This window comes from Photobacterium sanctipauli, assembly GCF_003026495.1.
In the GTDB taxonomy this organism is placed as follows: Bacteria; Pseudomonadota; Gammaproteobacteria; order Enterobacterales; family Vibrionaceae; genus Photobacterium; species Photobacterium sanctipauli.
On the sequence record NZ_PYMA01000001.1, the window covers coordinates 249,888 to 270,206 of the forward strand.

Annotated in this window: 23 protein-coding genes; 9 read left to right on the forward strand and 14 right to left on the reverse strand. The window is 42.6% G+C overall.

Annotated features, from left to right (window positions below; all coding sequences use genetic code 11):
* Nucleotides 1–82 precede the first annotated feature (82 nt).
* From C9I98_RS01090 to C9I98_RS01100, 3 genes are all read right to left on the reverse strand, one after another.
* Nucleotides 83–673: a TetR/AcrR family transcriptional regulator gene (locus C9I98_RS01090; RefSeq protein WP_036823251.1), complete on the reverse strand. Its 591-nt coding sequence runs from the start codon at nucleotides 671–673 to the stop codon at nucleotides 83–85.
* 110 nt (nucleotides 674–783) lie between these two features.
* A complete protein-coding gene (locus C9I98_RS01095) occupies nucleotides 784–1,035 on the reverse strand; it encodes a hypothetical protein (RefSeq protein WP_245907062.1) in 252 nt (83 codons plus the stop codon).
* Nucleotides 1,036–1,152: 117 nt separating this feature from the next.
* Nucleotides 1,153–1,506, reverse strand: a complete 354-nt coding sequence (locus C9I98_RS01100) for a DUF2750 domain-containing protein (RefSeq protein WP_036823249.1) — start codon at nucleotides 1,504–1,506, stop codon at nucleotides 1,153–1,155.
* Nucleotides 1,507–1,843: 337 nt separating this feature from the next.
* Here C9I98_RS01100 and C9I98_RS01105 point away from each other — a divergent pair, with 337 nt between their 5' ends.
* The 4 genes from C9I98_RS01105 (at nucleotide 1,844) to C9I98_RS01120 (ending at nucleotide 4,881) form a co-directional block, all read left to right on the forward strand.
* A complete protein-coding gene (locus C9I98_RS01105) occupies nucleotides 1,844–2,440 on the forward strand; it encodes a hypothetical protein (protein ID WP_036823247.1) in 597 nt (198 codons plus the stop codon).
* A 179-nt stretch (nucleotides 2,441–2,619) separates the two neighbouring features.
* Complete coding sequence (gene rarD, locus C9I98_RS01110) at nucleotides 2,620–3,516, forward strand: EamA family transporter RarD (protein ID WP_036823246.1); 897 nt, start codon at nucleotides 2,620–2,622, stop codon at nucleotides 3,514–3,516.
* Nucleotides 3,517–3,668: 152 nt separating this feature from the next.
* The gene (locus C9I98_RS01115) at nucleotides 3,669–4,070 is read left to right on the forward strand and encodes a globin (RefSeq protein WP_036823242.1); all 402 of its coding nucleotides are present in this window, start codon (nucleotides 3,669–3,671) and stop codon (nucleotides 4,068–4,070) included.
* A gap of 7 nt (nucleotides 4,071–4,077) precedes the next feature.
* Nucleotides 4,078–4,881 carry a ceramidase domain-containing protein gene (locus C9I98_RS01120; protein WP_051902215.1) on the forward strand — a complete coding sequence of 268 codons (804 nt, stop codon included), beginning with the start codon at nucleotides 4,078–4,080 and terminating at the stop codon, nucleotides 4,879–4,881.
* A 3-nt stretch (nucleotides 4,882–4,884) separates the two neighbouring features.
* Here C9I98_RS01120 and C9I98_RS01125 read toward each other — a convergent pair whose 3' ends face one another.
* The 4 genes from C9I98_RS01125 to nrdD form a co-directional block, all read right to left on the reverse strand.
* Entirely contained in the window at nucleotides 4,885–5,148 is a 264-nt protein-coding gene (locus C9I98_RS01125; RefSeq protein WP_036823239.1) for a DUF2960 domain-containing protein, read from the reverse strand.
* A 32-nt stretch (nucleotides 5,149–5,180) separates the two neighbouring features.
* The gene (locus tag C9I98_RS01130) at nucleotides 5,181–7,256 is read right to left on the reverse strand and encodes an EAL domain-containing protein (protein ID WP_245907063.1); all 2,076 of its coding nucleotides are present in this window, start codon (nucleotides 7,254–7,256) and stop codon (nucleotides 5,181–5,183) included.
* Nucleotides 7,257–7,736: 480 nt separating this feature from the next.
* Nucleotides 7,737–8,204, reverse strand: coding sequence for an anaerobic ribonucleoside-triphosphate reductase-activating protein (gene nrdG / locus C9I98_RS01135; RefSeq protein WP_036825348.1), 468 nt, complete (start codon nucleotides 8,202–8,204; stop codon nucleotides 7,737–7,739).
* Nucleotides 8,205–8,312: 108 nt separating this feature from the next.
* Complete coding sequence (nrdD, locus tag C9I98_RS01140; protein WP_036825346.1) at nucleotides 8,313–10,433, reverse strand: anaerobic ribonucleoside-triphosphate reductase; 2,121 nt, start codon at nucleotides 10,431–10,433, stop codon at nucleotides 8,313–8,315.
* A gap of 454 nt (nucleotides 10,434–10,887) precedes the next feature.
* Between nrdD and C9I98_RS01145 the strand changes: the two genes are divergently transcribed.
* Together C9I98_RS01145 and C9I98_RS26985 are read left to right on the forward strand one after the other, a co-directional pair.
* Entirely contained in the window at nucleotides 10,888–12,327 is a 1,440-nt protein-coding gene (locus C9I98_RS01145; RefSeq protein WP_036823487.1) for an MltF family protein, read from the forward strand.
* Nucleotides 12,328–12,504: 177 nt separating this feature from the next.
* The gene (locus C9I98_RS26985; protein ID WP_275451434.1) at nucleotides 12,505–12,630 is read left to right on the forward strand and encodes a hypothetical protein; all 126 of its coding nucleotides are present in this window, start codon (nucleotides 12,505–12,507) and stop codon (nucleotides 12,628–12,630) included.
* Between the two features lie 81 nt (nucleotides 12,631–12,711).
* Here C9I98_RS26985 and C9I98_RS01150 read toward each other — a convergent pair whose 3' ends face one another.
* The 6 genes from C9I98_RS01150 to C9I98_RS01175 all read right to left on the reverse strand — a co-directional run bounded on the left by C9I98_RS01150 (nucleotide 12,712) and on the right by C9I98_RS01175 (nucleotide 17,365).
* Nucleotides 12,712–14,058, reverse strand: a complete 1,347-nt coding sequence (locus C9I98_RS01150; protein WP_107271459.1) for a sigma-54-dependent transcriptional regulator — start codon at nucleotides 14,056–14,058, stop codon at nucleotides 12,712–12,714.
* Nucleotides 14,059–14,357: 299 nt separating this feature from the next.
* Nucleotides 14,358–14,867, reverse strand: a complete 510-nt coding sequence (locus C9I98_RS01155) for a hypothetical protein (RefSeq protein ID WP_036827149.1) — start codon at nucleotides 14,865–14,867, stop codon at nucleotides 14,358–14,360.
* A gap of 8 nt (nucleotides 14,868–14,875) precedes the next feature.
* Nucleotides 14,876–15,550 (reverse strand): C39 family peptidase, encoded by a 675-nt coding sequence (locus C9I98_RS01160; RefSeq protein ID WP_051902458.1) that lies wholly within the window; start codon nucleotides 15,548–15,550, stop codon nucleotides 14,876–14,878.
* A 116-nt stretch (nucleotides 15,551–15,666) separates the two neighbouring features.
* A complete protein-coding gene (locus C9I98_RS01165) occupies nucleotides 15,667–16,329 on the reverse strand; it encodes a hypothetical protein (RefSeq protein WP_245907064.1) in 663 nt (220 codons plus the stop codon).
* An 83-nt stretch (nucleotides 16,330–16,412) separates the two neighbouring features.
* Complete coding sequence (locus C9I98_RS01170) at nucleotides 16,413–16,748, reverse strand: hypothetical protein (RefSeq protein WP_036827381.1); 336 nt, start codon at nucleotides 16,746–16,748, stop codon at nucleotides 16,413–16,415.
* A 41-nt stretch (nucleotides 16,749–16,789) separates the two neighbouring features.
* Nucleotides 16,790–17,365: a hypothetical protein gene (locus C9I98_RS01175; RefSeq protein WP_036827383.1), complete on the reverse strand. Its 576-nt coding sequence runs from the start codon at nucleotides 17,363–17,365 to the stop codon at nucleotides 16,790–16,792.
* A 423-nt stretch (nucleotides 17,366–17,788) separates the two neighbouring features.
* Between C9I98_RS01175 and C9I98_RS01180 the strand changes: the two genes are divergently transcribed.
* The 3 genes from C9I98_RS01180 to C9I98_RS01190 all read left to right on the forward strand — a co-directional run bounded on the left by C9I98_RS01180 (nucleotide 17,789) and on the right by C9I98_RS01190 (nucleotide 19,815).
* A complete protein-coding gene (locus C9I98_RS01180; protein ID WP_338049228.1) occupies nucleotides 17,789–18,805 on the forward strand; it encodes a transporter in 1,017 nt (338 codons plus the stop codon).
* A 163-nt stretch (nucleotides 18,806–18,968) separates the two neighbouring features.
* A complete protein-coding gene (locus tag C9I98_RS01185; RefSeq protein ID WP_036832525.1) occupies nucleotides 18,969–19,367 on the forward strand; it encodes a DUF2750 domain-containing protein in 399 nt (132 codons plus the stop codon).
* Between the two features lie 82 nt (nucleotides 19,368–19,449).
* Nucleotides 19,450–19,815, forward strand: a complete 366-nt coding sequence (locus C9I98_RS01190) for a HopJ type III effector protein (protein ID WP_036832522.1) — start codon at nucleotides 19,450–19,452, stop codon at nucleotides 19,813–19,815.
* A gap of 79 nt (nucleotides 19,816–19,894) precedes the next feature.
* Here C9I98_RS01190 and C9I98_RS01195 read toward each other — a convergent pair whose 3' ends face one another.
* The gene (locus C9I98_RS01195; RefSeq protein ID WP_036832519.1) at nucleotides 19,895–20,227 is read right to left on the reverse strand and encodes a hypothetical protein; all 333 of its coding nucleotides are present in this window, start codon (nucleotides 20,225–20,227) and stop codon (nucleotides 19,895–19,897) included.
* Between the last annotated feature and the right edge of the window lie 92 nt (nucleotides 20,228–20,319).

Here is a 20,319-nt window from a genome sequence, read left to right on the forward strand (position 1 = left end):
GTTCTCTTCCTCAAAAAATAGAACGGTCGTGCTTTTTATTCTTAATAAAAAGGGCGCCAAGTACACCCGGCTTATTACCGGGCTATACGCGCCACTCTGTAAACATATCTTCGATGCCTTGCCAAAAACGCTGGCGGTCATCGGTTTCCAATGCCAGCGAATGGAATAGGTGGCAACTCAGGTAATTGCCATACAGGCGATACACGCCCTGCCAGGTATCCAAGCTAGGCTTAAACTCACCCTGCGACTTTGCCTTGTCTATTTGGACAGCAAGGTATTCAAGCCAATGCCGCGTCAAAGCTTGCAGTGCAGATTGTAATGGTGAATCAGCATTGGCTTTATCTTTCCACGCATCCAAAAACATACAACTGCCCTGAAACGACTGGTTCCACTCTAACCAGTGCTTGAGCAAAACCCGAAGCTTCTTCTCGATACTGTCAGGTGCTTCGATACGTGCCGGCTGAATCACCCGCTCGACGAACAGCTGCCCAGCAAACTCTATGACCGCAACCTGCAAGTTCTCTTTCGAGTTAAAATGCGAAAACACACCGCTCTTCGACATGCCCGCCGCTTTAGCCAGCTGGCCGATCGTCAGGCTATCTAGCCCTTCGGTACTGGCAACGTCAAACGCCGTTGTCAAAATGTGCTCACGAGTTGTCTGTCTTTTGCTCATAGGGTTGCAATTACTTGGTCAGTGACGAACAACCTATTTTTAGCACGATCGTACTTTTATTGGCAAGACAAAATTGCCAATACGCTTCGCTGCTTTAGTCAGACGCTGCTCTAGCGTTCTGAAAAGCGGAATAAACTATCGACGTAAACAGGGCAATCCCCCACTTGATGCACAATATTCTCGGCTTGTTTCAATGAATCATAACTACAAGGTATGCCGTAAGTATCAGTGATCGGATACTCGTTACCCTCAGCATCAATGAAGTTTATGCCCCAACCAGCACTAAAGAAGTCATGGACCAAACGGGCTTCGATAATTGTTTTGTCAGCAAGTAGCTGACGACATTCTGACAGTACCATCATCGCACTCCTAGTGACAATCCAGTCAATTAGATTATAGCAATGACGAATTACCTCCATTAAAAAAGCCACAGCGCAGGGGCTGTGGCTTTCAAATCTATTCGAAAATACCCAATAAAATTATAGGTATAGTTTCGCTACATCTGTTGGCTCAAGCTCTGAACCTTCTAGTTGTGCGTTCCAGTTAAGGCCCACAAGTACGCCATCTTCTGACAGGGTAATCATCCAGTCTTCAACAAACACATCCAGTGGGATCATTACAGCAGAAAACTCAGCCCACTCGTCAGCACAGTGCTCACTCGCATCGGCTTCAGCAGACCAGAATGGCATCACTTCTGAATCTTCAAACTCGCTTGATGCAACAGAAAGCCAGTCACCCTCTTCGTTACAAAGACCCCAAACAACTTGAGATTCTTTCGTATCAGTCACAAACACATCAATGTTTGCTTTAGTATCAGCGGTCAACTTAGTCATTCTATTCTCTCTTAAATTTAACTTTTCCCAACCAAAGCAATACCATCAATTTTAGATGAAACCACAATTTGCTATGGTGGTGGTATATCGCATCAAGCGACTGCTCGAATAAACGCTTTTACTCAAACTACTTGGGTATAGTACCAAAACTTAACGCTTTTCATGCAATTTTTTCTTTGGTTTCCCTACATTCACAGGCAGATAAGCACCAATTTCAAGAGGTATTCTCCCTTAACAATTATGAGGTTAAATAAAGGCGCTATAATTACTCACAGATAGCGGCCCAACCACAGTTTATTTTGATTCAAGCCGTTCAAGTCACTATGAGGGTATCTGCATGGCAACCATTGACTGGCTAACCAACCTAAATAACCAAACGGTTCTCACTCCCCGCTCCCACCTTGTCGAGGCCATTGAGTTTTTAGGTAGCCGATCAGGTAAAAAAGTGGCGGTCGACATTGCCTGCGGTACAGGCCGCGACACCTTATACCTATTAGAGAATGGTTACCAAGTTTATGCCTTCGATAATGATATCCCCAGACTTGAAACCCTGTCGCAGCACCCACTCACCGGGGACAACCCTGATCTCGATATCCAAATTAGCAGCTTTGCCGAATACGAATTTCCCCGGGCAAACCTGATTAATGCCAGTGCTTGTTTGTTTTTCAGTACCGAAACCGATTTCAATATCCTATGGAACAACATCCAAAACAGCTTGTGCCATGACGGTATTTTTTGTGGCCACTTTTTGGGCAATGAAACGCTGGAAGAAAATGAACAACTCCCCATTCTTACCCATAGCCAGCGGGAACTTGAGCATCTGTTAAATGAGTACTACATCATCTCGTGGAAGAAAAAGCAGGAATACTCTGCCCACCTCACTGGCAAAAAACGGTTGTGGCTGATCCATACAATCATTGCGATGAAAAAGTAAGGATTAAAGCCAGCACACTCCTATACCCAAGCTGCTTCAACATATAACTTGAAGTAACTGGGTATATTAATCCCGCCTGTTGAAATAACTTAAACTTATTTCTATATGCACCTTTTCCCGCATTCACTTTAATGCGAGAATGCACGCAATTTCGTCACTCTTCACTTAGGTTGCTGTATATGCAAACTCATCGTGCGGGGAATGCACTGGCTGCGTTCTCTTTTGTGCTTTGGGGCATTTTGCCACTGTATTACCAATTTCTGCCACAAGCAGATATTAATGAGCTTTTGTCATTCCGAATTATTTTTTCGGTGCCCTTTATGCTTTTGGCGATCATGCTATTGCGTCGCCCGATGCCTTCATTCTCTGCACTATGGCAAGATAAGCGCTCGTTAGCCATGTGCGGCTTGGCGGGTTTAATCATGTGCGTATCTTGGTATGCGTTTACATGGGCGCTAACCCAAGGAAATGTGCTTGAAGCCAGCCTGGGCTTTTTTATCAACCCGTTGTTTGCCATTGCGCTTGGGGTGCTTTTTCTTAAAGAACGCCTGAGCTCTGCCCAGTTAATCGCTTCTATTCTCGGTATTGTCGGTATTGGGTACCAAGTATGGCACTACGGGGAATTGCCTTGGATTTCGCTGATCATGGGTAGCTTCTTTGCCCTATATGGCCTGTGCAAGAAACATATCAAGTACGATGCCTTAACCTCGGTGACCGTTGAGTCTATGCTCTTAGCGCCAGTAGCGTTGACTTATCTGCTGTATACGATCAGCACAGGCAGCAGTACCGTGTTTGCTTCGGATGTGTCTACGCTATTGCTTTATATTGGCTCGGCTCCGGTTACGTTAGCACCGCTGATTTTCTTTGCCCTCGCCATTAGCCGAACCAGCTTAACCATGGTGGGTTTAATGCAATACATAGAGCCTACCTTGCAATTTTTGCTGGCTGTATTTTTGTTTGGTGAAGTGTTCGATGAAGTCAAAGCTGTCAGCTTCGGGTTTATCTGGCTTGGCCTTATCCTGTGCAGCCTAGAAGCAATCGCGGGTATGCTACGCCAGCGTCATCGCGCAGCATAATTTCGCTACTTATCATATAGATGCCCGCTATTTATGCGGGCATTTTTCGCTGTTGCCTCACAGTTTTCCCGTCACATTTTGTTATTCCGAACCGGCATAACCATACTTATGTTGCGCCTTACTCTATCTCTTCCTTGCTGAACGGAGCAGAAATGGATTTTCACGAACAATTCAATGACAGCTACGAGCGCTGTTTAAGACACAGTAATTTCTTTGAGGTTTTTTACGATCTGTTTTTCAAAAGAGATGAAAAATTCCGCCAAATGTTTGATGGGGTTGATATGCAAAAGCAGATCAAAATGATCAAAGCCTCAATTGTGATGATCTTATTGGCATCCACCTCAGAACAAGCAAGGGAATCTATTCGGGTATTCGGTCAACGGCACGGACCAAAGGGTATTGGGGTAAACCCTGTTGATTTCGATATTTGGCTTGAGTGCTTATTGGAAGCGGTCAGTATGTGTGACCCTAGATATAACGAGGCAGTTAAACAAGCTTGGACCACATGCTTTAAAGAAGGTATCGCTATAATGAAAGAGGAATGCTCAAGCTAGGAACAACATGACGGTGAAACCATACAAGAGAGACCTTTATGACTGGCGGTATGGCCTACTGGTTAGTATCGCCATTTTTCTCGCCGCCCTTGCCATCTACTTTTCCCCTATTCATCAAAGCCGCAACTTTTACAATTATGCTGACCAGCGCCTTATATTAGGCGTGCCACATTTCTGGAATGTGGTTTCTAACTTAGGGTTTCTGCTCGTCGGTATTTTAGGCCTCTTACGATCAATACGCCATTATCAGCATGTTGCAAAAGTCCGCCCAGCCTATCCTCTTTTTTTTATTAGCTTAATCGGCGCTTTTATTGGATCTTCCTATTACCATTATACGCCTGATGCATTTTCATTAATGGTGGATCGCATACCGATCACAACGGGCTTTGTTTGCCTATATTGTATCGTGATTGCCGAGTGCCTATCGCCTGAGCTGGGGCGGCGAATGCTATTTCTCCTCATTGGCTACGGTATTTTGTCCGTGCTCTATTGGTACATGACTGATGTCACCACAGGCAGGGGAAATATGGCCGCCTATGTGTTAGTACAGCTTCTGCCCATCATACACCTGCCACTGATTATTAAACTTTACCCTTCTCGCTATACCCATTCGCATTACTATATCTACGCTCTATTTTGGTATGTGCTCGCTAAGGGAGCTGAATCTTACGATGATGAAATTTACCAGCTACTGGGAGGCACGATGAGCGGCCACCCGATTAAGCACGTGTTTGCAGCGATTGCGGGCTATTGTGTCTATTTAGGTTGGATGAAGCGAAAAGAAAAGCCCCACCAAGAGGCAGGGCTATAAAGATTATTTCTGGCCAACGCCACGGTTTTCTTTCTTGGCAAGCGAGATTTTGCCAAAGCCAAGTTTGCGGAAGTGGCTATCTCGAAAATCTCGAACCGCCTTGCTACCCGAAGAAACGGCCTCGACCTGCTGCTCCATTTGCAGGTACTGGGTTAAGTCGATACCTTCCGCTGCTGCAACCGCCTCGTGGATGGTGCGGTACTGAGAATAGGAAAACGTCATAGTTTTCTCTTGCTTCTTATATGTATAAATAATGGTGCGTGACATAACGCCTCCTACAGCAAAATTGAGGGAGGAATTTACCCTAGTTCGCCCTCAGATGAAACCCTATTCACCGAAGATAGGATAATTCCATCAGCTTCTAGCGCTTCCAATGACATAGGCCGATAGTAGTAATAGCCCTGCACATACCGTACACCCAACTCAGCGATAAAGGCGAGATCCTTATCCGTCTCGATGCCTTCCACCAAAATTTGCGCGTTGGTAATTCTACTGAGCTGTACAACAACACCAAACAAGCTCTTTCCTCGTTCAGTATCCAGGTTCAGCACTAGCGAGCGATCAATCTTAATTTTATCAAAGTCAAAGCGTGATAAATAAGCCAATGAAGAGTAGCCAGTACCAAAATCATCCAATGCGACAGATAGCCCCAGGGCCTGTAGCTCATTAATGATTTTAGCGGTTTTAGCTTCATCTTTGACCAATAGCTCTTCGGTGATCTCAATTTCAACCTGTTCAAAACTAAGTTCGCTTTGAGCCACAATCCGCTTCAGGGATTTAACAAACCCTTTCGTTAACACCGTCTCAGGCGAGACATTAATGGAGATACAAAAGCCCGGGCTATTAGCATAGGGGGCGGCAGCTTTCACGGCATGGTCTATCACCCAAAAGTCCAACTCTGGCATTAAGCCAAGCTGTGAAAATGACTTCAAAAAGTAAGGCGGTTTTATTTTTCCATCTTTAGTTTGATAGCGAATAAGTACTTCAAACCCTACAACATCCTGTGTATTTACATCTACTTGTGGCTGGTAGTGCAAAACGAACGATCCATTCGACTGTAGCGACTCCACTTCTTTTTGAGCTTCAAGATTGCTCTGTAATGACGGAATGAAGCTGGTTAACCGAGAACGGGTCTGGATTTCTTCGTCGTTAAAGAAACGGTTATTGAAAATAGACGATAAATCCAATCCAGTTGAACGCTTGTCCATAAAACGGAAAAACGGGTAATACAACGCCATACCAAATGCTATCAAAGCGATTTGAAACAGCGGCGTCACTAGCGAGCCTTCTGTTGCCAAATACCCACTAATTACCGGTGGTACTATCCAGCTTTGCACCACGCTCAATGGTGGTATTAAACCGATATAAGTTGCGCCATAGGCCAACAGGAAGCTCGACAAAGGCACCAATAGAAACGGGACGATCATAATGGGATTAAAGATAACCGGTACACCGAAAAGCACAGGTTCGTTTATATTGAACAAACTTAGGATCAGTACTGCCTTGGCCAGCATGCGGTAGTTTTTGTTCTTTGAAAAAAACAGCATGCAAAGAACGAGGCTAATGGTGTTCCCACTTCCTCCCATGCCCGTATAGAAGTCATAGAAGTTCGTACTAATGATGTTGAGTTCGGTACCAAAGTTATGCCAATCCGCCATATTGGCGACAGTAATGTCATAGAGCTCTGTCTTGAACATATGAAGCACATTGTGCCCGTTAACCCCTACACTCCATAATACCCCCCGAATGAACTCATAAAGCAGACCGTCATAAAATGACGATGGGTCAAGTGACGGCAATTGGACCAAGGGTAAAATATAAGCTTCAAAAAACAGCTCGGCAATAAAGAAAAAGGAAAGAACACTGCCTAATGACAATATACATATCATGATCATGTTCGCTGAATTATCAACAACACTATTAAAATCTGACAGCGAAAAATAACGAACTTGTTTTATATACCCAATAACAATACAAGTGATATAAGCCGAGAGCAAAGAGAGCGCGAAATTATTAGGAAGAGGTATAACCGGAGAGATCAAATTCCATTTTTGAGAAACAATAAAAAACACGGCTAACGAGCATGAGATAGCAGCGGCTTTTGGTAGGCGCCGAGTTGAAGCAACATACGTTGCCAAGTAGATGTTGAGCAAGATCGGGAACATGTGCCCCGTCATCTGACCCACGTAGCCAACAGTGAGGCTAACGCTGCTATAGCCGCCCTCTGCAGCCAGAAACGCAATCAAGTTACAAAACGTAGCGATCAGTGATACAGGCAACGCCATGATAAAGACGTTACTCACCGCAATAAGATAAGGATTTGAAGAAAGCCTTGATAAAAAACTCGTCAACCTGTGCGACCCAATAAAAAACACTCTATTTAAATGATATTCCTACCCCTAAAAAGGTAATCCTTTATCCTTTTTTCTTAATCAAACCACTTAAAGAAACCGTGATTTGGCCACATCATATCAAATATTATTAAATAGCACACATTAATTAAAAATATCCACAGCGGTGTTGTAAATAACTATTTACCACAAGAAATACCATTACATTAAATAAGCATTTTCTATTGTAGTTAGATTTATTGAATTAACCGAATCAAATGATAAATAAATTAAATAAAACCAAACCAGGAAACAAATGAAGCATATAAAACCATATGCATTATAGAATCACAGATGAAATCATCTGAGTAGATTGTAGAAGGACGGGAAGAAATTCATGCACCTGCTTTTCCCAAAGTTATACACAGAAACAGTGGATAACTTAGTTAAACAGGTGTTCTGTTTACAAAAACTCAACAACTAACAAGGGGTTTTGTCTGTTTTATGTACAGCACACATGGAAGCCTAGCACTTAAAATAGTGGATAACCTGATTGCTACTGCCCTTCCACACTAACGAAGGGTCATGTAACTCTTTCTCAAACTTGCCATCAATCATGACATCGACAAGGTCAATCACTGCCTTTTGCTCTATCGTGAGTTCAGCCAATAGGTAACCGGACCAAAGCCAGATATCCTTACCTGGGCACTCTTCGCGCACACGCTGCACTAACTGCAGCACACTCGACACGTTTGCTGGATGCAGTGGGTCACCACCAGAAAGTGATAACCCACGACGCTTAATACGGCTATCGTTTAGGTCGGCAATGATCTGATCTTCCATTTCTTGGGTAAACGCATGGCCCGCATCAGGGCGCCAAGTGCTCTTGTTATAACAACCACGGCATTGATGCTCGCAACCTGAAACGAATAAGGTACAACGGGTGCCTGGGCCGTTAACAACATCAACTGGGTAGTAATTGTGATAATTCATAACGTTTACCAAAGAAAAAAGTGCCGCTATCGGCACTTTTGAAAATACAGTCGGGTTTTATTGCACTAGTCATTTACCAGTGCAACTTTAGCCATGTTCAAACGCAACTTACATATGCTTAACGCGGCGTTTCACTTCTTCTTGCTTACCGAAGTTGAATGGACGTGCATCAGGGCTACCAAGATAACCACACACACGGCGAGTTACGGATACCTTTGAAGGATCATGGTTGCCACACTTAGGGCAGGTAAAGCCTTTGCTTGTACAATCGAATTCACCAGTAAAACCGCAGTCGTAGCACTCATCGATCGGGGTATTCGTCCCGTAGTATGGGACGCGAGAGTAGCTGTAATCCCACACATTCTCCAACGCTTCAACATTATGCTGAATGTTCGGGTATTCACCGTAACAAATGAAGCCACCATTGGCGATTTCCGGATAAGGCAGTTCGAAATCAATCTTATCGTAAGGGTTCACCTGCTTCTCAACATCCAAGTGGAAGCTATTGGTGTAGTAACCCTTGTCAGTTACCCCTTCAACCACACCGAACTCTTTCGCATCAATAGCACAGAAGCGACTACACAAGTTCTCGCTTGGGGTACTGTACAAGCTAAAGCCGTAACCCGTTTCTTGCTTCCAAAGCTCTGTCGCATCCTTCAGGCGCTTAACGATCGCAATGGCTTTATCTCGCAGTGCTTCGCTGTCGTAAACATGTGTGCCAGTGCCGTAAAGTGCATTGATTGTTTCATGGATACCAATGTAGCCCAATGAAATCGACGCACGGCCATTTTTGAAGATTTCAGATACATCATCATCAGGCTTCAAGCGAACACCACACGCCCCTTCCATGTATAGAATTGGCGCAACACGGGCTTTAACACCCTCAAGGCGGCTGATCCGGGTTTCTAGTGCACGGCGTGCTAGCACCAGCTTCTCATCCAGCATAGCGAAAAAGCGTGCTTCATCACCTTTAGCTTTAAGGGCAATACGTGGTAGATTCAAACTCACCACACCGATGTTGTTACGGCCTTCGTGGATAAGCTCGCCATTTTCTTCGTATGCACCAAGGAAGCTACGACAGCCCATTGGCGTTTTGAACGAGCCCGTGACTTCAACCACTTTGTCGTAGTTAAGAATATCTGGGTACATGCGCTTGGAAGCACACTCTAGTGCCAACTTCTTAATATCGTAGTTAGCATCTTCCGGCTTGTGGTTCAGGCCGTCTTTAATCGCAAACACCAGTTTCGGGAATACGGCTGTCTTGTGGTTCTTGCCCAAACCCGCAATACGGTTTCTCAAGATAGACGACTGAATCAGGCGAGATTCCCAAGAGGTACCAAGACCAAAGCCGAAGGTCACAAATGGGGTTTGGCCGTTTGCCGTGTGCAATGTGTTTACTTCGTACTCAAGCGACTGGAATGCGTCATAGCACTCTTTCTCTGTACGAGCTTTGGCAAACGCTTCTGGCTCAGGGACATCCCACTCTTTCGCCACTTTCAGGTGCTTTTCATAGCTAACTGTTACATACGGAGCCAGTACTTCGTCAATACGGTTAATCGTAGTACCACCGTAAATATGGCTAGCTACCTGTGCAATAATCTGAGCTGTCACAGCTGTCGCTGTCGAAATTGATTTTGGCGTATCAATTTCTGCATTACCCATTTTGAAACCATGGGTCAGCATACCGTTCAAGTCGATCAGCATGCAGTTAAACATCGGGAAGAAGGGTGAGTAGTCCAAATCATGGAAATGGATATCGCCGTCTTCATGTGCCGATACAATGTCACGAGGTAGCAGGTGCTGCTTCGCATAGTGTTTCGCCACAATACCAGCAAGCAGATCACGTTGAGTTGGGATCACCTTGCCATCTTTGTTCGCATTCTCGTTTAGCAACGAAGCATTGCTTTGATCAATCAAGCCACGAATTTCACCATTAAGGTGGCTTTTCTTCTCTCGAGCAAGATCGCGGTCATGACGATATTCGATATAGGCACGAGCAACTTCTTTGTGTGGACCATTCATCAGGTGATCTTCAACCGCATCTTGGATTGCATGGATTTCCACCTGAGCTTGGTTTTCAAACTGAGAAAGCACTTCCTCAGCAATAGATTCAGCATACGCCGCATCCATTGACTCTACAGACTCGGCAGCACTGAGTACCGCTTCTTTAATACGCTTGGTATTAAACGGTACTTGGCATCCATCACGCTTGATCACAACAGGGTTCACACAAAGCTCCTAAAAAATGACACTGTCACTAAACCACTAAATATAGGGTCTAGTAATGGGGCTGGTACTAGATGTGGGGTATTAAGCGAGAATTCAGGAATAGAAACATTGATCTAAATCAGTATTTTACTAAGAGAGTACAGGTTGCAACCGATGTTTTCGGTGAACTCTCAAAAACGAAATTTTCGCGTGAAACAGCTTCATTTTGTCAACCGATTTATTTGGCTCAAAGCTAAGAAAATTAAAAAAAATTACTTGATTTTATTCTGTGACATAGAGTGAAAAACTAGACTCGCCATGAACGCATTTTCTCGCCCAATTTTACCTCTTCCATCAAAGCGTGAGGCTACTCGCAAACCATGTGAGAGATTAGGATTAACTCATATTTTTGTCATCTCGTTAGCTTGCCTAGCAATCTCCTATACTCAAATACATTGCAGTAAAGGTATCCGCTATGCGTACTATCTGGTTTTTCATGCTCATCATCGGGATAGGGTTTTCTTCACTGGCACCGGCCTTCGAGGTGTCGCCCATTCCGCAAGATAAATACACCGGTGATCTCCCTACCCTCACAGAGAAAAAAGTGATTCGCGTCCTGGTTGCCGCCGATCTTGGGTTTTATTATCTGGACAGAGGCCAGCCCAAGGGGATGATCTCCGAGATGCTGCTGTTATTTGAAAAACACATACTACTCGAAACGCAGCAACGCCACCGGCTGCAAATCATTCCCGTACACCGAGATCAGCTTTTTCCAGCCCTCATCGCAGGTGTAGGGGATATCGCAGCGGCAAATCTCACTATTACCAAACGGCGAAAGAAACATGTCGATTTTAGTACTCCAATCCTTACCGACATCAATGAACTGCTGATCACGCATACTACCCGAAACCCTATCACCAAGCTCAGCGACTTGTCTGAAAAAAGCGTCTGGGTTCGCGCTAGTTCAAGTTATTACCAAAGTATCAGAAAGATAAACAAACGCCTCACCGATAAGGGGCTAGAGCCAATGTTTGTCCACTTTTTGGAGGAAACATTACAAGACTATGAGCTATTGCAAATGATCCAAGATGGGCTCATCCCCATGACGGTACTTGACTCGCACAAAGCTGAATTCTGGGATCTGGTGACTGACGATTTACAAATCCACTACGACTACCCTATCAGGAAAAATGCCAGCATTGGCTGGAGCTACCGTAAAGACAGCCCTAAGCTTGGGGAGCTCATTAACAGCTTCATTAAAGAGAACCGTAGAGGGACACTCAACGGCAATGTTATTTTCAACCGTTACCTCAATAGCAAGGTCTGGTTTAAGAAAGTGGTCAGTACCAAGAACATCGAAAAATTTAAATCGCTTGAAGAAAGGTTCATCCGCTACTCAAACATGTACGATATGAACTGGCTGATCATCGCAGCCCAAGCCTTTCAGGAGTCGCAATTTGATCAATCCAAACGTTCCCATGCCGGGGCTGTCGGTATCATGCAGGTGTTGCCACAAACAGCCAGAGAGCCCTATATCAATATTAGCAACATTCAGAATATAGATAACAACATCCATGCCGGGGTAAAATATATGGACTTCATCCGAGAGCAATATATTGCCGATGATGAAACGGATGAGATCAACCAACTCTACTTTGCCCTAGCAAGCTATAACGCTGGTCCAAACCGTATACGCCGCCTGCGCAAAGTAGCCGAAGAAAGAGGCTTTGACCCAACCAAGTGGTTCAACAATGTTGAAGTGGTGGTACGCGAAGAAGTCGGCCTTGAACCCATCACTTATGTGGGTAACATCAACCGTTATTACACCATCTATAAGCAGATCTTTTCGCTTCAGAATGCTGCTGGCCAACGGACAGCATCCAGGGAGCACCTACGTTTCATGCTTCGCAGATAAGCAAGCATTGCGCAAAGAATGTACAGGGCAACATTGGATTTGAGAGCTACATCTAACTTTCATCACGCTGTCATTTATCAAAGCTAGCCTCAAGAATAAAACTGAAGACATATGCTCAGCTTCTTGAATATCAACAGTTAGCCAAGTATGCGTTGCAACAGAACAAGGAATATATGAATGGATACATTGAATATGGCGACGTTTGTTGCCCCGACAGAAGAAGAGTTACTGGCAGAGTGTCCAGATCAGCTATTTCTCAATGATGCTGATGACGCACTCGCTAACGATATTATCTTGCTATAAACCCAAATAGCATAGACAACAAAAAAGCCCTTATTAGGGCTTTTTTGTTGTCTATCGAAGAACCGTAGTTACTTTGGTGATTTACTCTCTAGCATAACCACCGTTATTGTAATGCCTAACATCAGGTACAATGTTGTGCTTGTTCAATAAGCGGTACATGGTTGCTCGTGACACACCAAGATCTTTAGCCGCTGAAGCAACCTGACCACGATGCGTTTCAAGCACAGCCACCAACACATCCTTCTCAGCTTCATCTTTGATATTACGTAAGCTCTGCTTAAGGTTTGCTTTACTTGGTAAATCAAAATGTTCAGCCTTCACTTCATTACCTTCAGCCAATAGCGCTGCACGCTTAACCTGATTGATGAGCTCTCTCACATTACCAGGCCAGCTATAGCGTAATAGCAACTGTTTAGAATCTTCAGAGAAGGTCGATGCCATCGTGCTATATTCTCTGGCGAACTTGGTCAAGAAGGTTTCAGCTAATAAGAAAATGTCAGACCCACGTTCGCGAAGTGTTGGTACTTTAATGTGGAACACATTTAACCGATAGAAGAGCTCCTTACTGAACTCACCATTAGCAACAGCGGCTTCCAGATCGGCACTTGACGATGCGACAACCCTAACATCACAACCAGAGTCGTCATCTAAGCTATCGTTACTCGGTGCTTGTAGGTAAGCTAATAAATCATCCTGAAGATCACGCGATAACTCTTCAACATTATCAAGCATGATGGTGCCGTTGAACGCAGAGCCATCTTCGTTGCGATGGGTACCGTTTAGCAACGCCATCTTGTCATCATCACGCGTTAACGATGCGCAATTGATAGTGATAAATGGTGAGTTTTTACGCTTAGACAAGTTATGGATTGATTTAGCAATCAACTCTTTACCTGTACCATTTTCACCTGTCAAAAAGACATTTACCTCTGTCATGGCTACTCGGCGCACCATATCTCGCAATTGCTTAATCGATTTGGATTCACCAAATAACCCCATGTCATGCTGAGAGGTAATCTCAACCCAAGAGCTTGCTTCAATCTCAAGCATACCAAGTTGATGCCCGACGGTATCAAGCAAATGGCTGCCAGGAATAGGAACAGAGAAGTAATCGACACAGAAGTTATTGATAAACTGACAAATAGCATCAGTTTTCAACTGTTCCTTTTTAATTATCGCAATCCATTTAACTTGTTTGGTTTTATTTGCCCTTAAAGAAATGCTATTTAAGCTAAAATCATTATTGCTTAAATCAACAACACATATACAAGGACTGTATTCTTCCAAGATTGAATCAGCCGTGCGGAGGTCATAACAGCAATGAGTTTTCCAACCTGATTGTTCTAACAGCGCAATCCAAGGTTCATAGTTACATCCAATTGCAACTAAACGACCATTAATTGATTTATTTTGACATTGAGCCACCATCGAAGTCACCTTCTAAACAATGTGCATTTTATTATTGTGTAATAAAAATATAGGCAATAACCAGATAGTTTGCACCGTATCACAAGTAAGAAATCTTCTATAAGAATAATACTTTCTCATTCAATACTGACAATAAACAACATTATCAACAACTTAAATAAATTAAGAAAAGAAAAATAAAATTGAACTTTTTATAGGTCGACTTTAAACAATAGCAAACAAAAAGGGCATTGTTAATAACAATGCCCTTTAAATGACAAAAAAGTACAACTGAATGTGATAATAGATATGCTCACATATTAATATCCATTGTAAAGGATAGAGTTTTCTAAACGGCTTCTAAATAGAGTCTGATGATTAAAGCTGTCAACATCCGCTTCAATATCGAGAATAGTTTCCGTGTTAATTATTTTGCCATTAACATCATTTTGAATAACAACGCCAACAGCATCACCACTCAATGGTTTCGTTACGACACTATTAGAGCTAACCTGAACTAAATTCAAAGGGTTAATATCTTCATATGTTGTACCGTCTTTTCCCGTCAACACGCCATTATTTATTGTTAGATCAGCAATATGTGTTGAAAGGATTGGCTGCCCATCAATTGCTGTATTAATAGATAGCCCTATATTGATGATACTTTCATCGTTGATGGTAACAAACCCACCACGTAGCGTTGACATCTCATCGTCAGACAGCGAGGTCAACTTTGTATCATCGACTGTCATGAAGGAAATGGAAGCTTGTGCTATCACAGCAGAACAGCTTATTGCTGACACAACTAATAGCTGAGTTAACTTTTTCATACTAGCCTCTAATAATCATTCGGACCAGGTAAAGTAATGCTAAATGTTGATAATGAATCTCTGACTATCGCTTCTGAGGTTGGGGAAGGTGTATATATATTATAGTTATCCGCAGTTATAAAGCTTTCACGCCCCACTCTCGCATTACTTTTAACCAAAAGAACGGCACCTTTATAATAAGTTTCAAAATCCTTAATTGGCATCATCATTGTGCCTCTTGATGGATCACCCAATATTACATCTGTTGAATTCATTCCTTTTATAACAACAAAATGCATATAGCCATCAAAGTTAACAATGGTAATCGCCGGAATTCGTAATTTTTTAAATTTATCCAGAGGAATATTGTAGCCATTAGCATCAAGCCCAAGTGACATTAAATAGTTCCTCATATCCAACATGGAAAAGCCTTGTTGTTCAATCTTTTCCTTATTTCCATGTTCGAACATATATTCAAATATTTGCTGTTCTGTTTTATCAATTTTGTAGTGAAATTTTAAGAGAGAAGCTACAGCGGCTGATCCGCAACTAAAATCATATTGCTGACGATAAACATCACCAAACAACTTTTCCTGGTAACTTTTCACCTCAACGTTAAAACCACCACGATTGGGGAAGTAATCTAATGCAAGTGAACTACTTGAAAATAATAGGCTAATGAGCATTAAAGACTGCTTATTCATACTCTTCACCCTTCCTATAATTATCATCTATCAATTAATACTATACAAAACTTGTCACTAAAAAATATCAATTATGATAATTTTAAGAATAAAGGGCCTTGCGGCCCTTTTCGATATTAGTATGAGCCACCACCGATTGGTGATGTTGCTCCACCTGAGCCAACAAGCGCTGCGTTAGTACTTGTAGTTTGTTGTACAAGTGAGTTATTACCCACGTTCTGACCCGCAATGTTGATACCAGAGGCGTCAACGAATGAGCCGCCCATGTAGTTTGCGTGATCAACTTCAACCACTGAAGATGACGACTTGCCTTTACAACATGCACCGCCATAGGTTACTGATGTACCCATTACAGCACCATGTAGCTTAGACTTCGCAAGATAAGTATTGATTTCTTTATCGATATCAATATCTTTCGTTGCTGTCCACTTCGAGTTATCTTCGTCATGCACTTTATAGGTATTACCTACATTTTTCATACCTAAGAAGTCGTTATCTTTGGTGATGTAGTAGTCTTTGTCAGTTTTATAGGTAGAATCATAATCTACTTTGATACCAACATCTTTGTTACCACTATTTTGAATGTTATAAGTTGGATCATCATGATAGTAATCATCGTAGTAGTAATCATCGTCTGCAAAAGCCATAGGTGATGCAATAATAGCTGCTAATAGCATAATTTTAGTTTTACGCATGATAATACTCCAAATATAATATTTTTTTTGCACATCCGTTTGAACATGATACTTATTAGTCTGAGTATCACTAACCAGAAGCATAGTTGTTACCCCTGCGAAACCAATTCAATATATCTTTATTGTTATTGGTCGCTGGCGCTAAGCCAGCATAGATAGACTAACAATTACTTCAATGTCAGGTTTACCACGGTTGCATTTTGTATCAACACATTATTACCGGTGTTTTGTACAATATTAAACACCCCAGATGAATCGCTTAACGCAGCGTTATCAATGATATTATCACCTGTTGTGTTGTTATATGCACTATTACCACCAACATTGCCGTGCATATCTGAACTCGCATGAATATTATCGAGTTTTAACTCGTATTCTCCACCACGCGTTGTGGTCATATAATCTTCATGTAGTAATTCAGAATTTGCTAGAATATCCAACTCATCAGCAGCATAGAGGTTAAACGAAACCAGGGTTGCAGCTATCAGTGTTAAATATTTCATGACATCCTCCTGAGGGCTGTTAACCAGCCCTCAGTTATGTGTTAATTTCCTGCAAGAGTCGCGTTGGTGCTAGCTGTTTGCTGTAGTAACGAGTTATTACCTGCGTTCTGACCAGCAAGGTTAACACCTGACGCTCCAGAGAATGCGCCCGACATATCATTAGTGTGGTTAACTGTTAGCATTGATGGATCTGACGATGAGTAACCGTGACCGCCTTTACCGTAGTAACCATGGCCACCACCACAACAACCCGCGCCGTATTCAACTTTACTGTAAGTAACCATACCATCAAGATATGAAGAAGCTACATTGTAGGTATCTTTAATTGTAACATCCCAGTCTTGGCTGTAATCATGCATGCTATTATCGATGTACTTATGCTCATCTGTATTATTTACATCGTACATAAGTAGTTTGTCGCTATCATCGCTATACGATACTTTCTTAGTGTATTCGTTATTCTTAGTTACATATAGATCTGCATCTAATGTTTTATTAAATGAGTCTGAAATTGTGTTCTCTTTATCGTCATAACCGTAAGGGTTATAGTATGAATTTGCTAGCGCTACTGGAGAAGCTACTACTGCTATAAATAGTGCGATACTTGTTTTACGCATGGTCATACTCCAAATATAATTGAGCAGTTATTTTTTATAATCACTCGCATGTGTTTGCGAGATAACTTAACTATAGGCTTGGCAAGTTTTATGTTTGTATTATTTTTAATAAATTTCGAACTCACTTAAATATCATTTTTGTTATTTAAATCATAATATTTACAACGCACAATATATGATAATCCCGTCTCATCAATTCAACTTTCAGAATATGGCTTAATAATAAGATTATTTATCCTTTTCATCTCATATTAGAGAACAGTAATAAGCTGTCTCATGAATAAGACCAGATCTGAGATTCTCAAGTACCAAGATATTCTTACCTCTACTATCATTTTCTTATTAAAAAATGTCAGTACTTTTTTGTCATATAGATACGATGCTGATTCTTTGGGGCAACACTTATAGCTAAGTGAGGAAATCGTGAGTAATATCAATAACATAAGCTATATCGCGCTTCTTGCTTTATTATCAGGGCCAGTTCTGGCTGATGAGACAAACAACTCAACAACTCAAAATGAAAAGCCTAAACGAGTGCAAACCTTCGGGGACTTACTTGACCCAGACCTTCCTGGGGTTCTGACCCCTAAAGGATCGTTTGTTCTCGATACCAGTTTCTCTTTTACTCAAAACTCCTCTAACACGGTTAACGTTGTAGGTTATACCGTCTTACCCGCCCTTATCGTCGGCCTGATTGAAGCCAGCGATACCGACAGAACCACATTAACATTCGGCTTAACTGGGCGTTATGGTATCACCAATCGATTAGAGGTGGAGGCAAGGATCCCGTGGGTTTACCGCTATGACTCTATTTCCAGACGTGCTAATGATGGTCAACCAAGTACCGCGCCAGAAACTCAAACCTTCTCTGATAGTGACCTTGGTGATTTAGAAGCTGCCTTTAAATACCAAATTAATATGACAGGGGCCCCTTATTGGATTGCAGGGGTACGCTTTAAGTCAACAACAGGCCGTTCTCCATTCGAGACAAGTGGCGATGAACTATCAACAGGCTCAGGTTTCCCAAGTATCGAACCTAACCTCACCATGATTATGCCGTTAGACCCTGCTGTTATCTACGCCAACTTGAGCTATATCTGGAATATTAAAGATGATGTTTCCTTTGATGATGCTGATGGAAATCGCCAATCTGTTGAACTTGACCTTGGTGATACGATTGGTTTCAGCGCCGGTATGGGTTTTTCGGTCAACCCTAAATTCTCGTTCAGCTTAGGGCTTAGCCACAAAACCATTTTTAAAACCAAACAAGATGGTCAGAACGTCGACAATGCGAAATTGCTGCAACTCAGCTCTATGTCAATGGGCGCCAACTATGCGATTAACCCAGAAACCACACTAAATGTTGGTATCAATGCAGGCCTTACAGCTGACGCCCCTGATTTCCAGCTCACCGTCAGGGTGCCTTACACGCTTAAATAATGCCTTAGCTATTTTTAAAAGCACTTTCAAATACCAGAGCCCCGCCACTTGCGGGGCTTTTTTATCGCCTTCATACCCTCATCAGATCGGGATAACACAATGACTAAAGTCTAATTTTCCTCTATGCTATGTCGGAATTAGAATGTGTTACAGGAAAATAGACATGTCCACGCCGCTTGAAGCAAATCAAGTTGAAGCCATTCAGGGCTATGACGCTGAAAAACGTTACAAATACTTGGTTAAAGAAGTTGTTGCTAACCGCGAAATTTGGATTCTGACCGATGAGCACGGTTGTGTGATGCTTAATACCGACTATGAAGATTGCGTACCGGTATGGCCAAACAAAGAATTCGCTGAATCTTGGGCAACTGGCGAGTGGGAAGATTGCAAAGCAGAATCAATCTCACTAAATAAATGGCACAGCCGCTGGACTCATGGCCTTGAAGATGATGAGTTGGCAGTGGTTATTTTCCCAAATCAAGATGAAGACGGGCTTGTCGTTTACCCTGATGAACTTGATTTTGAGCTGAAACAACAGGCTCGCAAGCAAAACCAACGCTAATCATAGCGAGGTTCATGCTAGATTTTCATCACTTATTATTTACTCAGGGGTCATTGTGGCCCCTTCTAGGAGCTAAACAGCCATGGATGCGCTACTGGATCAAATCAAGAACAGCATAGAAACCGTCTGCTTCAAAGATGTTATCCAAACCATTGAACAGCATTACACCTATACACCGACTGCATTTACTAACGGTTTAGGTAAAGAAACCCTGCGAAATGAGGCCGGTCAAAATGAAGGCTCATGTAAGATCTTCGCTTTTGCAAAAGCCAATCAGCTCAATGAAGCCGAAACGCTGGCCTGCTTTGGTGATTTTTACCGGGTTGACGTGTTACAGCACCCGGAAAACACCGACCATCAAAATATTCGCCACTTTATGAAGTATGGTTGGCAAGGTATCCAATTTGCCAATGCGGCATTAGCCCCTAAGCTGAATGCCCCTGCCTAATCGGCACCGCATAAGATTTAATCACTTGGTTGCTTTTAGGCAATGTAAAGCAACCAAGTTCAATTTCTATTTTGGCCAGTTAGTCTAGCGGCTTTTGGCAGTGTGAGCACTTTGTCGGTGGCTTCATAAAGAAAGGCGATCGTGACGGGTTACCACAAGCACTACAGAACTTTGTTGAACGAATAGTCAGCCAAGTTAGCGGCACCATAAAGGCAAGCAGGCCCAACATCATCATTAAAGGTGGCTGCATATAGACAATCACAGCACCTATCACCACATTGCTACAAATGGTATAGATTGGCCATAGCTTCCGCTTTCTCTCAACATCTGAACCACGTTGGAACAGCATGAAGCTGCCAACGGACAAACCGAGCCAAACGGCGACAAAAATAATCAATAAATCCTGTTGCAAAACGAGTCCTTCTCAATGCTAGTTGAGCAAGCAGTTTAGCATTAAGCCGATCGTAGTTAAATCCGATTCACGGCCTCAAACCGCTGTCTTTC

Excerpts from the sequence above, each read along its gene's own strand:
- C9I98_RS01100 (WP_036823249.1), bottom strand. The coding sequence starts at position 1,506 with ATGACTAAGTTGACCGCTGATACTAAAGCAAACATTGATGTGTTTGTG.
- nrdG (WP_036825348.1), bottom strand. The coding sequence starts at position 8,204 with ATGAATTATCACAATTACTACCCAGTTGATGTTGTTAACGGCCCAGGC.
- C9I98_RS01145 (WP_036823487.1), top strand. The coding sequence starts at position 10,888 with ATGCGTACTATCTGGTTTTTCATGCTCATCATCGGGATAGGGTTTTCT.
- C9I98_RS26985 (WP_275451434.1), top strand. The coding sequence starts at position 12,505 with ATGGATACATTGAATATGGCGACGTTTGTTGCCCCGACAGAAGAAGAG.
- C9I98_RS01105 (WP_036823247.1), top strand. The coding sequence starts at position 1,844 with ATGGCAACCATTGACTGGCTAACCAACCTAAATAACCAAACGGTTCTC.
- C9I98_RS01150 (WP_107271459.1), bottom strand. The coding sequence starts at position 14,058 with ATGGTGGCTCAATGTCAAAATAAATCAATTAATGGTCGTTTAGTTGCA.
- C9I98_RS01120 (WP_051902215.1), top strand. The coding sequence starts at position 4,078 with ATGACGGTGAAACCATACAAGAGAGACCTTTATGACTGGCGGTATGGC.
- C9I98_RS01155 (WP_036827149.1), bottom strand. The coding sequence starts at position 14,867 with ATGAAAAAGTTAACTCAGCTATTAGTTGTGTCAGCAATAAGCTGTTCT.
- C9I98_RS01185 (WP_036832525.1), top strand. The coding sequence starts at position 18,969 with ATGTCCACGCCGCTTGAAGCAAATCAAGTTGAAGCCATTCAGGGCTAT.
- C9I98_RS01160 (WP_051902458.1), bottom strand. The coding sequence starts at position 15,550 with ATGAATAAGCAGTCTTTAATGCTCATTAGCCTATTATTTTCAAGTAGT.
- C9I98_RS01165 (WP_245907064.1), bottom strand. The coding sequence starts at position 16,329 with ATGCTTCTGGTTAGTGATACTCAGACTAATAAGTATCATGTTCAAACG.
- C9I98_RS01190 (WP_036832522.1), top strand. The coding sequence starts at position 19,450 with ATGGATGCGCTACTGGATCAAATCAAGAACAGCATAGAAACCGTCTGC.
- C9I98_RS01095 (WP_245907062.1), bottom strand. The coding sequence starts at position 1,035 with ATGATGGTACTGTCAGAATGTCGTCAGCTACTTGCTGACAAAACAATT.
- rarD (WP_036823246.1), top strand. The coding sequence starts at position 2,620 with ATGCAAACTCATCGTGCGGGGAATGCACTGGCTGCGTTCTCTTTTGTG.
- C9I98_RS01125 (WP_036823239.1), bottom strand. The coding sequence starts at position 5,148 with ATGTCACGCACCATTATTTATACATATAAGAAGCAAGAGAAAACTATG.
- C9I98_RS01170 (WP_036827381.1), bottom strand. The coding sequence starts at position 16,748 with ATGAAATATTTAACACTGATAGCTGCAACCCTGGTTTCGTTTAACCTC.
- C9I98_RS01090 (WP_036823251.1), bottom strand. The coding sequence starts at position 673 with ATGAGCAAAAGACAGACAACTCGTGAGCACATTTTGACAACGGCGTTT.
- C9I98_RS01175 (WP_036827383.1), bottom strand. The coding sequence starts at position 17,365 with ATGCGTAAAACAAGTATCGCACTATTTATAGCAGTAGTAGCTTCTCCA.
- C9I98_RS01115 (WP_036823242.1), top strand. The coding sequence starts at position 3,669 with ATGGATTTTCACGAACAATTCAATGACAGCTACGAGCGCTGTTTAAGA.